Origin of the sequence: Burkholderia sp. Ac-20349 (assembly GCF_017104865.1) — a bacterium.
In the GTDB taxonomy this organism is placed as follows: domain Bacteria; phylum Pseudomonadota; class Gammaproteobacteria; order Burkholderiales; family Burkholderiaceae; genus Burkholderia; species Burkholderia aenigmatica.
On the sequence record NZ_JAAGPM010000188.1, the window covers coordinates 1 to 12,064 of the forward strand.

Annotated in this window: 11 protein-coding genes and 1 tRNA gene; 6 read left to right on the forward strand and 6 right to left on the reverse strand. The window is 63.7% G+C overall.

Translation table 11 applies throughout. From position 1 onward, the window contains the following. Window positions 1-323: c-type cytochrome (locus G3N61_RS34985; protein WP_205824644.1), on the reverse strand; the 323-nt coding region annotated here is incomplete at its 3' end. 251 nt (window positions 324-574) lie between these two features. On the opposite strand from G3N61_RS34985, the gene G3N61_RS34990 reads away from it, so the two are divergent. Further along, window positions 575-650, forward strand: a tRNA-Arg gene (locus G3N61_RS34990). A gap of 312 nt (window positions 651-962) precedes the next feature. On the opposite strand, the gene G3N61_RS34995 is transcribed toward G3N61_RS34990, so the two are convergent. Next, window positions 963-3,215, reverse strand: coding sequence for a DUF262 domain-containing protein (locus G3N61_RS34995; protein WP_205824645.1), 2,253 nt, complete (start codon window positions 3,213-3,215; stop codon window positions 963-965). Between the two features lie 325 nt (window positions 3,216-3,540). On the opposite strand from G3N61_RS34995, the gene G3N61_RS35000 reads away from it, so the two are divergent. From G3N61_RS35000 to G3N61_RS35010, 3 genes are all read left to right on the forward strand, one after another. After that, complete coding sequence (locus G3N61_RS35000) at window positions 3,541-4,068, forward strand: hypothetical protein (RefSeq protein ID WP_205824646.1); 528 nt, start codon at window positions 3,541-3,543, stop codon at window positions 4,066-4,068. A 30-nt stretch (window positions 4,069-4,098) separates the two neighbouring features. Next, a complete protein-coding gene (locus G3N61_RS35005) occupies window positions 4,099-4,428 on the forward strand; it encodes a helix-turn-helix transcriptional regulator (protein ID WP_043185016.1) in 330 nt (109 codons plus the stop codon). Window positions 4,429-4,572: 144 nt separating this feature from the next. Next, on the forward strand, window positions 4,573-6,219 hold the full coding sequence (locus tag G3N61_RS35010) for a TIGR04222 domain-containing membrane protein (protein ID WP_089449688.1): 1,647 nt from the start codon (window positions 4,573-4,575) through the stop codon (window positions 6,217-6,219). Window positions 6,220-6,405: 186 nt separating this feature from the next. Here G3N61_RS35010 and G3N61_RS35015 read toward each other — a convergent pair whose 3' ends face one another. The 3 genes from G3N61_RS35015 to G3N61_RS35025 form a co-directional block, all read right to left on the reverse strand. Further along, window positions 6,406-6,705 (reverse strand): flagellar protein FliT, encoded by a 300-nt coding sequence (locus G3N61_RS35015; RefSeq protein WP_089449689.1) that lies wholly within the window; start codon window positions 6,703-6,705, stop codon window positions 6,406-6,408. 21 nt (window positions 6,706-6,726) lie between these two features. After that, on the reverse strand, window positions 6,727-8,229 hold the full coding sequence (fliD, locus tag G3N61_RS35020) for a flagellar filament capping protein FliD (RefSeq protein ID WP_205824647.1): 1,503 nt from the start codon (window positions 8,227-8,229) through the stop codon (window positions 6,727-6,729). A 167-nt stretch (window positions 8,230-8,396) separates the two neighbouring features. Beyond that, a complete protein-coding gene (locus G3N61_RS35025) occupies window positions 8,397-9,911 on the reverse strand; it encodes a flagellin (RefSeq protein ID WP_205824648.1) in 1,515 nt (504 codons plus the stop codon). 531 nt (window positions 9,912-10,442) lie between these two features. Here G3N61_RS35025 and rpsU point away from each other — a divergent pair. Further along, window positions 10,443-10,655, forward strand: a complete 213-nt coding sequence (gene rpsU / locus G3N61_RS35030) for a 30S ribosomal protein S21 (RefSeq protein WP_006401410.1) — start codon at window positions 10,443-10,445, stop codon at window positions 10,653-10,655. 121 nt (window positions 10,656-10,776) lie between these two features. Here the strand turns inward: rpsU and G3N61_RS35035 are convergent, their stop codons facing one another. Further along, window positions 10,777-11,379, reverse strand: coding sequence for a DNA-3-methyladenine glycosylase I (locus G3N61_RS35035; RefSeq protein ID WP_089449692.1), 603 nt, complete (start codon window positions 11,377-11,379; stop codon window positions 10,777-10,779). A 142-nt stretch (window positions 11,380-11,521) separates the two neighbouring features. Here G3N61_RS35035 and G3N61_RS35040 point away from each other — a divergent pair. Continuing rightward, a partial coding sequence (locus G3N61_RS35040; protein ID WP_346778603.1) for a BadF/BadG/BcrA/BcrD ATPase family protein occupies window positions 11,522-12,064 on the forward strand: 543 nt, incomplete at its 3' end.

Sequence of the window (12,064 nt, forward strand, 5' to 3'; positions counted from 1 at the left end):
TAGTCGTCCTTGTTGCCGAACTTCGGCGCGCCGGCGGCGCCTGTGCCGTGACAGGTCACGCAGACGGCCTTGTAGACTTCCTCGCCGGTCTTGTACGTGCGGGGCGCGTTGGCGTCCTTCACGTCGACCTTCGCGAGCGGGGCGATGCGTGCGGCGACCTGTTGGTCGGATAGCGCGTCCGTGCCGGCGCCGGAACGGAACGCATGGTTCGCGTAATTGGCGAACAGGACGATCAGGATGATCGGAATCGCGAACGACGCGATGATGACGGCAATCAGCTGCCCGGGAGTTTTGACGGGAGATTCGTGGGGTGCTTCGCTCATGCTTGCCTCGTCTCCGTGATTAGGAATTGTGAGCGCGGTGCAACGGCAAATGGCAGTCCAATGAAGCCCGGTCGATTATAGACGGAACGTTTACATCACGGCGAGCGGTGCGATGGCGCGTGTTTACCCGCACGCAGCGTGGTCCGGCGGGGATTCGTCGGGCAAGGTGGACGCGTCATGGGAAACCGGGTATCCTTGCCGTCTTGCCAATCGTGGGTGGCCTGTATATTGGGGTCGCTTCATTGTCACAGGCGCCCGTAGCTCAATGGATAGAGTACTGCCCTCCGAAGGCAGGGGTTGCTGGTTCGATCCCAGCCGGGCGCGCCATCTCGTCTTCCGTAGAAATTCCCTGAAATCCTGAAAGCCCCCGCCAGTTAAGGCGTTGCGGGAAATTTGCGTCTGGGGAAAGTACAGTAGGTCCTAGAAATGCTGGCGGCGGGCGCATGTGTCTGGCGGTGTCCCTCAAATTGGTTCTTCCTCAATTTTGATTTTGGGGTACGCCATGGGGGCAGCTCCGCTGCAAAAAAATACAATTCTGAAAGAATGGGGCGACGCGGATTCGACACCCAAAGCGCGCAGCGAAGCGCTGGCACGCAAGGTCGTCGCCAACTGGGGATGGGCCAATCGAAAGACCCGTCGTTACACCTTGTTCAATATGATTGTCGACGGACCGATCACTTCCACCAGAAACTTTTCCATCGGGGTGAGATTCCGCTGGAACCAGTTTTTCAACGGGGTATAGCCGAAAATGCGCGGTGTTCCATTGGTGTTCGTTGAGCGGTCAAATCGCCCGTCAACCTGATAATGCTCCGGGCCACAGATGATCTTCACAATGCCGCCCTGCGCCGGGAACAGATGTTGGGCATCTACCGAGACGTTGAAGAATCCCATGTTGAAATAGGTGAGCTGCAACGTAACCTGGAACGAAGAGCCCGTCTCAACGGCATGCTCGCCTGCGGGCCTAGAGGTTGCGTTTTCCGCAGTGAACACTGCAGCCGCTGCGCTGCTTTGCAAGCTGCTCGCGCTGGTGATGACTGGTGTCTCAATGTCACGCTTCTCACGAATCGGCCACAAGATAATTGCCTGCTCGAATAAGTCTCCCGCACGCTGAGAAATTGAGGCCTCATCCCAGGTTGCATTCTGTTTGAGTAAGCGCTTATTCAGTTCGAGCTTGCTATGCTCCTCCAACCCTTCCCGCTTCGACCTTCCACTAGCTGCCGAAACCCACGGCGCGTTCGAGAGCGCCGGGTTCAATTTCTTGCTGACTAGCGTTAGATTGCCGACCCTGTGCACGATGATGTCACGTCCGTCAGCTGTTTGCCCATCAATCAACGGCCAGTGCTCTTGCCACTTCTGCGGCATTACATGTTCGATTTCCAACTGGGAAAAATCGAACGTTAGCAGCGGCTCTGCCTTGCTGGAGGTCGACTTTTGATACGCCTCCTCAAGCGCCTGCAGTACCATGCTCACGCGATCGCGACGTAGCCCGTTATAAAAGCGGCGGGTCATCCATTCCTGACGGAACATTGTGTCGTTGGGCCACTGGTCAGAGCCTGTGGCATTCAGCAGATGCTCCTCCACGGCCTCAGCGACGGGCTTCCCTTCAGGAACCTGATCGACGACTCTCAGCAAGCTCAGCGCCAACGATCCCGCACCACGCGTTTGCATACCGCAAATCATGCGGCGGACGAGATAGCTCTCCATCACGATTGCGACGTTATCCAGATCGGCACTCGTGATGCCTGCACGCCCCATGATCGCGAGCAGCAGCGGCTGGAACACAATCACATCCAGCACTGCGAGCCGGCGCAGAAAGGCATCAAAGCGCGTTGTTCCAGTGGCTTCAGTAATGCGCTGATATCGCACCGAATCAGAGTTGATGCCACTCATGAGATGGGCCACATTAATGACTTCGCCCGGAGACTGCTTTTTGAGCACTGTCATGTACCGGAGGAAGCGATCATAGAGATGCTTCGGCGAAACCTGCTCGAGAGTTTCCTTCGATAGCCAGTTTTGCAAAAACGTGTCGATTCGCGCGCGCGCAGCGTGGCCGACACCAACGCGCGCTCGCCAGTATCCGTGGTCGCGATCAAACTGCTTCCAGTGTGACTCATACAGTGGAGCGATATTCAGATGCTGACGGTTTGCTTCCCACAGCAGCCAGTTCTTGATCAGGTCCGCAGGGAGCAACGGCGTACCGTGCGCGTTTAGCGTTTCAAAGATGGCTTGCGGTTCGTCTTCGGTGTCGAGGTCGAGAACGATTAGGCGCAGATGGTCTTTGAGCGCCGCCGCGAATCGTTGTGCGCGTTGACCTATGTCTTGTCCCGACAGGTAAGTCTGGAACATCGCTCGGAAATACGCGTAAGCTTCCGCCATCCGACTCGCTGGCTTCGTCCAGGCGTCCGAGGCGGCGGAGTCCATAACCGACATGAAGGGTGCCCGGTCTTCATTGGTCGGCCACACCTTGTATTGTTCATCCTCGGTGGACCACCCGGGATTCGTCGTCAGCGGAGATATCTGGCGATGGGCAACGTTAATCGGCTTGCGCTGGGATTCGTCTGCGCCTTCGAGTGCATGAGATAGCGCATGCTCTGCTGCCTTGAGCACGAGCTGCAGCGTGGTGAGGCGCTGCTGTCCGTCAATGACCTCACGGCGGGGCAGGCTGCCTGTCGCATTCGGCGTCTGTTCAAGTACGACTGTCCCGAGAAAATGCCCTGCGACACTTGCCCCGTCGGCTCGACGCTCGATCCGGTCGAGCAGGCCGGAGATGTCTTCCCACAAGGGCTCCCACTGCTCCTCGCGCGCCCAGACGTACGGACGTTGAAACAGCGGGACCGTATGCCGCACCTGATCCCCAAACAGCTTCCCAACAGATATGTAGGTCGGTTGCATTCTTGTTCTCGGCCAAAAGTTTATTGAGACTACCTTTTCACATGCATCCAGGCATCCTTCCGGCGCGGTGATCGCGCACATCGTGTAGTGCCACGCTTGCTCTTTCGTATGGTACGCGCACGCGGCACGGTGAAAGAGCGAAGTGTCCTTCATCGCCCGCAGATTTCCTTATCTGGCTCACCTTCAGCCGACTTGTTCGCCCCCCGCCAAAGCCGCGTCACGCCCATTTAGGCTCGCGGCAGTTTCACCGCATCATCGTTTTCGCGTTTGCTGTTTCCGGCCGATGGGTGTCTGTTGTGCGGCAATTTTCGGTCTTGCACACCGGATGAAGATGCTTGAGTATTCCGGACTTCAGGGCTTCGAACCGACGAACGCGCAGAACCGCATGCAACCGCTACTGATGCCGGTCAACAGCCACGACCTCGTGGCCGTTTCCGTGATTGACTCGCCGAGTCCCCACGTGTTGCGCGCAACGGTGCAGCACATCTATTCCTGCCGTCATGGCATCACGCCGGACCATCTCGGCACGGTGTTGCAGTTCTACAGCGGGCCGATGACCTGGGGCAACCTCGCGCTCGAGGTCGGTGAATGTGGACTGCTGTTTGTCCACAAGGTGTCGGGAATCTTCAATGAATACCCGTGGCGCGGGCACATGGTGCTGGAAGAGGTGGACGGCGAACGCTACGCCCGCCTGCAATATGCAGACGTGTGGCTGAGGCCCAATCTGCCCGAAGCGGTCAGGGCGGCATCGTATGCGCATCCGACCCGGCGCAACCATTCGCTGGTCCGGTTCGACGTGCTCGAAGCCTATCTGAAGGCGCTGATTGAAAATGTCGATCGAAACGAGAAATAGCCGCGTCGCCTCGCGGGCGGCGATCACCACATGAGCCAATCACTCCCCGTTCAATTCATCAACGGGCCGGACGGTACGCCGGCCTTCGTCGTGATTCCGTACGCCGACTATGTCGCGCAGCAACGGGTTACGCGCGACCCGGTTCCGCATGAGGTCGTGACGCGCGCCGTGTTCGACGGCAGCTCGCCCGCACGCGCGTGGCGCGAATATCTCGGGCTGACGCGGGCCGAGGTCGCGCAGCGGATCGGCATCAGTCGGTCGGACTACGCGAAACGCGAGAAGCGCGAGAAGCTGCGCAAGTCGGTGCGCAGGAAGATCGCGGCCGCGCTCGGCATCACGCTCGCGCAACTCGATTTCTGACGCGCGGCGCGGCAAACGCGCCTGATGCCCCGGACGCGGCCGGCGTGCCGGTGTCGTGTTGCCTCGTCGTTGTGCGAGAATTGCCCGCAACGACAACTCCAAGCGTCGATCGCGGCGGCCGTCCGCGCATCGCGCCGACTCCCGATGGCTGCCATTCCGTCTACCTTGACCGCAGTCGATGTCCGTGCGCTCACCGATGCGCAGCAGGCGCTGCTCGCGCGTCTCGACGCCTATTCCCCCGACGACCCGAACGCGCCGCTGCCGTACAGCCGGCGCCTGGCCGAAGCCGAAGGCTGGTCGCAGGCGCACGCGCTGGCCGTGATCGACGAATACAAGCGCTTCGCGTTTCTCGCGCAAGCGGCCGGACACCCGGTCACGCCGTCGGTCGCGGTTGACGCCGCGTGGCATTTCCACCTGCAATACACGCTCGAATACTGGGACGTGTTCTGCGCCGGCGTGCTGCGCACGCGGTTGCATCACATGCCCGGCACGGGTGCGCCGGACGAGGCCGCCGTGTACGCGCAGCGTTACCGCGACACGCTGGACAGCTATCGCCGGCTGTTCGGTTGCGAGCCGCCCGAGTCGATCTGGCCGCCGCCGCCCGGCCTGCGCGACGCGTCCGGAGCGCCGCGGCCGGAACCGTCAGCCGTGAGCGGGGCGCAGAAGGCGGATTCGCCGACCGCCCCGCCGGCAGGCAGGACCTGGCGCGACCGGTTGCCGAAGCTCGTATGGCCGGCGGCCGCCGCGAGCGTCGCCGCGACCTGCGCATCGGCGCAGGACTTCAACGTGCTGAACTACGCGGGCCCGCAGTTTCTTGCGTTCTATGTGCCGGCGTGCGTCGTCGCGTTGTTGTTGATCATGGTGCTGCAGGCGATCGAGTTCCGGCGCCGCCGGTGGGGCGGGAGCACGCGCAAGGCGTCGGCCGACCTGAGCACCGACGAAGTCGCCTATCTCACCGGCGGCGAAGCACGGGTCGCCCAAGTCGTGACGATGTCGCTCGCAAACGCGGGCGCGGTCGACTTGTGGGCGGTCCCCGGACACGGCGGCTACGTGCGGATCGCCGACCTGGACCGTGCAGGCCGGCATGACGACCACTGCGCGTGGCTCAAGGAGCGGCCGTCCGGCATTGCGCGCTACGACCTGTTCCGCGACCGGCTCGCCGGGTACGCGCAGGAGGTCGTCGACGGGATGCGCGCGCAGGGCTGGCTCTGGGCACCCGGCGAGATGCGCGCGTCGCGCATGGCCGCGCGTGCAATCGTGCTGATCGTGCTGGGCATCGGCGCAGCGAAACTCGCGATCGGCCTGAGCCGCGGGCGGCCCGTGCTGCTGCTTGCCGTCTGCATGGTGGTGTTCGCGGTCGCGTACCGGATCGTCGCGCGGCGGCTGACCGGCTTCGGGCGCGGCGGGGCGACGGCTGCGGGGCGCGCCGCGCTGCTCGCGCGCCGGATCGCGCACGATCCACGGGCCGCACGCGACCCGCGACCCACGCCCGATACGCAGGCCACGCAACAGGCGCAGGATCGCGAACGTGGCGATCCGGACCCGCTGCTGTGGACGGCCGCGCTGTTCGGCACGGCCGCGCTGGCCGGCACCGCATGGTCGGTGTATTCGCAATCCGTGCAGGCCGCGTCGCGGATGTCGTCGCTGGTCGCCGGGAAAGCGGGCAGCGGCAGTTCGTTCGATGCGTCGGACAGCACTTGCTCGTCGTCGAGCTGCAGTTCGTCGAGTTCGTGCAGTTCTGGTTCGTCGTGCAGTTCGAGCAGCTGCGGCGGGTGTTCGTCGAGTAACTGAGCGCGGGTGGTGGGGCGGCGCGTGTCGTATTCGGCTGCGCGTACGGTCGTCGGCGCGCGCTGGATCGACCAGACAAAAAAATGCCCGCACAAGGCGGGCACGAGTCGAACGAGCACGCCCTCACTTCGGCGTGTAGTGCTTGTTGTTCGTGGGTGCGTATCGCCGCAGGCGATGCGCTGGGCGTTCTTACAGGCGTGCCATGTCGTGATACTCGCCGACGGCCTGCACGCGGCCCATCGCGACGTGATACTCGTCGGTGAGCTCGCGCTGGGCGCGATGCGCGTTGGCGACGACGCTTTCGTTGCTGGCCTGAATGCGGCGAATGGCGGCGATGCCTTCCGGCGGCTGGTCAGGGGTCAGCGCCATGACGAGCGGCGAGCGGACTTCCGCGAGGCGGGCGACTTCCGTCCAGTCGGCCATTGCGGTCGCGTGCTCGATGTCGTCGGTCAGCGCATTCAAACGCGCGATCAGTTCGTGCTGTTCCATGGTCGATTCCATTCGCGTCGGTTACTTGTTGTTCGACATCGCGCCGGCACTGTTCTGGCCGCCGAACAGCTGCGTCAGGTACTGCGAATTGTTGTTCATCGTCGCCATCAGCGTGTTGAGCGCGGTGAATTGTGCCTGGTACTGGTTCGTCAGCTGCGTCGCGTAGTTCGACAGCGTCGTCTGCTGTTGCGCGATGCTCTTCAGGTCGGCGTTGAGCGCGGACGTCCGCAGGTCGATCAGGCCGCCCGTCTTCGTAAAGTTGTTGATTGCCGTCGACATCTGCGCGCCGACGCCGTTCGTCGAGTTGAACAGCGCGGCGACGCTGGCCGGATTGCTCTGCAGCGCGGTATTGAGCTTGGTGCTGTCGGTCTGCAGCGTGCCGTCGGCTTGCAGCGTGATGCCGATCGACGACAGCGTGATCGTCGAGCTGCCGCTCTTCACGCCTTGCGTCACGAGCGACGCGAGCGTGTTCTTGACCGTGCTCAGCGTCGAGTCGCCGAGCAGCGGGCCTTGCGTCGCTGCCCCCGCCGTGAACTGGGTGAGCGTGCCCATCGTCGTGACGAGCGTGTTGTAGAGGTTCACGAAGTTGTTGATCGCGGTTGCCTGCGACTTCGTGTCGGATGCGATTGTCAGCGTCTGGGCCTGCGCGGCGCCGACCGCGGCCGACGTCAGGTTCAGCGTGACGCCGGCGATCGCGCTGGTGACCGTGTTGGTCGAGCTCGTTGCGCTGATCCCGTTGATCGAGAAGGCGGCATCCTGGGCCGCGGTGCTCTGCGTCCACGCGGCGCTGCTGTTGGCCGACGTGAAGGTCGACGGGCCGCCGTTCTGTCCGGGAACCGACTTGACGCCGAGATTCGACAGCCCGGCGTCGCCGCTCAGGTTGCTGACCGCGACGCTGATCGTGTTGGACGCGCCGGTGGCCGCCGAGCTCAGCACGAGGTGGGCGCCGTCGGTGCCGGTGACGACTGTCGCCGTGATGCCCGGGTTGCCGGATGCGCCGTTGATCGCGGCCGCGATGCCCGCCACCGTGTTGTTCGAGCTGTCGATGTTGACGGAGAACGACTGCTTGCCCAGCGACAGGGCCAGCGTGCCGTTGCCGAGGCCCTTGGTCGGATCGGCGAAGCCGGTGGACGACAACGCCTGGGCCGCGGCGATCTGGGTGACGTTCACGTTGTAGGTGCCGGCGACCGCGCCCTGGCCGGCCGTCGCGGTGAGGCCGTTGCCGCTGGGCGTCGCGGTGAAGGTGCTCTGCAGCGAGCCGTTGGAGAGCGTCGTCAGGCTCGCCTGCAGCGCGCTCAGCGCGGAAGACAGCGTGCCGAACGCGGAAATCTGGGTGTTGTCGGTGGTTTGCTTGGCGGTCAGCGCGGAGGTCTGGCCGGCCGTTTTCGCATTCACGAGCGCCGTCACGAGCGAGTTGACGTCCATCGTCGAGTTGCCGGTCGAGCCGCTGATGATCGACTGCGCAGCTTGCTGAAGCGCGCTGTTCGCATTGGCGCTGGACGTATTGGTGTTGACGGTGGACATGTGACGACTCCGTGCCTGGGATGAGCGATGCGTATCTGGTGATCGAATGCGTATTGCGCGAAGGCTTTGGGTTGTCGCGATTCAGGCAGCCGAATCGCGCAAGCCAAAGCGCCCGGGGCGCCGCGCGATGCGTTGCGCGGGGCCCCGGGCGAGACGCCGTGAAGCGATTACTGCAGGAGCTTCAGGACCTGCTGCGGCAGCGAGTTCGCTTGTGCGAGCACCGAGATGCCTGCTTGTTGCAGCACCTGTGCCTTGCTCAGGTTCGCGGTTTCCTGTGCGAAGTTCGCGTCCTGGATTTGCGACTGGGCTTGCGACAGGTTGGTCGCTTGCGCTTGCTGCGTCGTGCTGATCGCGGTGAAGCGGTTTTGTGCAGCACCCAGCGTTGCCTGGATGTTGTTCACCGTGGCCAGCGCGTTGTCGATCGATTCCATTGCCTGGTTGGCGCCGGCCGTCGTGCTGATGTTGATGTCGGCGACGCGCGGCGGCACGTTGGCGAGGTTGGTCGAGTTGATTGCGCTTTGCGCAGCCAGGCCTTGGGTCGTCGCGTTGGTCGTCGCGGAGCCGATGGTGGCATTCAGCGTAAGCGAAGCGCCGGCCGTCGTCGTCGCAGCGGTGATGGAGAACACCTTGCTGGTGACGCCGGCCGCCAGTGCGTTGCCGTTCTGATCCTGGAACGTGAAGCCGCCAGCGCCGTCCGACAGCACGGAGATCGACGTGATCGTTGCGCCCGACTCGTTCGGGGCGATAAAGCCGCCGTTCGAATCCAGGCTGAGGCCGGTGATCGTGCCAAGCGCGGTGCCAGCGGCCGCGCGGCCGGCTACGGTGGAGCCGTTCCCCGCGTTGGTGGCGTTGATCGCGGTAACCGAGCTGGTCGTCGCGGCGGATGCTGCCGCCGGCGTGCTGGTAATCGAACCCAGTGCGCCGGTTGCCACCGGGGTCAGCGAAAGTGCCGTACCCGCGCCGGCCGTATTGGCGCCGAACAGGCTCGTGACCGCGCCGCTAGCCAGTGCCTGGTTGTTCTGGTCGGTGAACTTGAAGCCGCCCTGGCCGTCGGACAGGATGTTGATCGTCGTGATCGACGGCGTTTGCGTGCCGGTCGTCGCTGCGCCGGCGCTCGTCAGGCTCAGGCCCGTGAGCTGGCCGAGCGTCGCGCCGTTCGTCGGCAGGCCCGTGCCCATGCTTGCTGCCGAGACGCTTTGCGTCAGGTTCAGCGTGATGGTTTGACCGACGTTCGCGCCGACCTGGAAGCTGACGTTACCGGCCGACCCGTCGAGCAGGTTCTTGCCGTTGTAGTTCGTCTGCGAAGCGATACGGTTCACTTCGGAGATCTGCTGCGAAACTTCCTGTTGCAGCGCTTGCTGGTCGCTGGTCGACAGCGAGCCGCTCGATGCCTGAACGGCCAGCTGGCGGATACGCTGCAGGCTCGACGTGATCTGCGACAGGCCGCTCGACGCGGTCTGGATCATCGACACGCCGTCGTTCGAGTTCGACACGCCCTGGTTCAGGCCGTTGATCTGCGTCTGCATCCGGGTTGCGATCGCGAGGCCGGCTGCGTCGTCTGCTGCGCTGTTGATGCGCTTGCCCGACGACAGGCGGGTGATTGCCTGCGACAGGGCGTTCTGCGAGCCGTTGAGGTTCTGCTGTGCAACCAGCGAGTTGATGTTGCTGTTAATTCCGAGCATGGAAATTCTCCTGTTTAAGCCGAAAGCCCTGGAAAGCCGTTTTGGCGTCGGCGGAAGCACTCGTTCATTGCTGGCCGCCTCAGAGCAGGATTTCGGCGCACCAAAACAAAACTTGAGGGGCACGTTGAGATTCGGCCCGATTTTTTATCCTTCTTTGTCATTTCGGACGGGCCCGGCGCGATGCCGAATGAAACGGGGGCAGAAACAGGATGGCGGCCGGCTCCGGCACGCAGTCGCAACGCTGTGCACACGCAAGCGACAAAAGGGTGGTTTTGTCTGTGATTCCCTGCTATGATGGCGGGCTGAATTGAGATTTCTGTCACGCCTCTGCCGTTTTCGGCATGTCTGCTGGCAGTCAAACGCGGCGCTGCACGCGGCTTGTGAAGCGTACTCGCGGTGCTTTCCGCCTCTCTTTTCCGGCCTCCGAGGCCGTATTTCCGCTCGTTTCGCCTGTTTGTGGGGACGCTCGGATGGCCGGTGCGTGGCGCTTGGCCGCTACGTTTTTGACCGTTTAAGCAATTTAGGAACGACATGACGACGATTCTTCTGAAAGAAAACGAGCCGTTCGAAGTGGCGATTCGCCGCTTTCGCCGTGCTATCGAAAAAAATGGCCTGATCGCTGAACTGCGCGAGCGCCAGTCCTACGAAAAGCCGACCGCAGTCCGCAAGCGCAAGAAGGCAGCAGCCGTCAAGCGCCTGCACAAGCGCCTGCGCAGCCAGATGCTGCCGAAGAAGCTCCACTAAGAGCGTCTGACGGTTTGCCGCGAAACGGCGGAGCGTGCTTCGAAAGAAGCCGCTCCGCCGTTTTGCTTTTGGGGGCCGGGAAAATCCCGAGGCCGTGACGGCTCCGGTGCGCGCCGCGCCGTCAGCCCGCGTTGCGCCGGCGTGCCGGCTGCTTGCCGCCGAGCGCCGCGCATTGCGCGTGGCACGGGCAGCCGACCTCGTGATCGTTGACCATGCCGGTGGCCTGCATCAGCGCATAGCAGATCGTCGAGCCGACGAACTTGCAGCCGTACGCCTTCAGCGCCTTGCTGAGCGCGTCGGACTGTTCGGTCGACGCGGGGGCGTCGCGGTACGACTGCCACGCGTTCTGGATCGGCGTATCGCCGACGAACGACCACAGGAACGCGGCGAGCGACCCGTGCTCTTCGCGAATGCGCTGCACGGCGCGCGCATTGGTGACCGCCGACTCGACCTTCGCGCGGTTGCGCACGATACCGGGATTCTCCAGCAGTTTCTCGATGCGCTTCGGTGTGAAGCGCGCGACGGCATCGACGTCGAAATCCGCAAAGGCCTCGCGATAGCCCGCGCGCTTGTTCAGGATCGTCGACCACGACAGCCCGGCCTGCGCCCCTTCCAGGATCAGCATTTCGAAGAGGTGGCGATCGTCGTGCGACGGCACGCCCCACTCGGTATCGTGATAGTGAGCGTCCGCTTCCGTCTTCACCCAGTTGCACCGCTGCGACATCGTCTGCCTCGTTTTCAGTATCGACTCGAACGCGTCAGCATAGCGTAAGCCCTTTTCGCGGGACAACCGGCCGAACGGCAGATGGGCGCGCGGCGCCGATCCGGTTAAGCTTGGCGCCTGTTCGAATCAGCGGGATGAAGGCATGGCGGCATTACTTTTTGCGATCGGCATCGACGGCGGCGGCACGGGTACGCGCGCAGTGCTGGCCGACCGGCACGGGCGCGAACTCGCGCAGGGGCGCGGCGGCCCGTCGGGGCTTGGGCTCGGCATCGAGCGCGCGTGGGCATCGATCGGTGCGGCCTGCGCGGACGCGTTCACCCAGGCCGGTCTCGCATTCAACTGGTCGCAGTGCGCGCTCGGTTGCGGGCTCGCGGGCGTCAACAATGCGGCATGGCTGGCCGCGTTCCGCGCGCAGGCGCCGCTCGGCGCGCTGGCGGTCGAGAGCGATGCATATACGACCGTCGTCGGCGCACACGGCGGCGCGCCGGGGCTGATCGTCGCGCTCGGCACCGGCAGCATCGCGGCGGCGCTCGATGCGGCCGGCGCGTGCCGGATCGCGGGCCGGCGTGGTCGAGCCCATCGGCAGGTGCCGCGCGGCTTGACCGTTAGTTGCAATTTTATCGGTGTCGGACTGCCCTGCCCGTGCAGCGGGCTCGTCCGTCGCCGACTCGTCGGATGTGCGCGG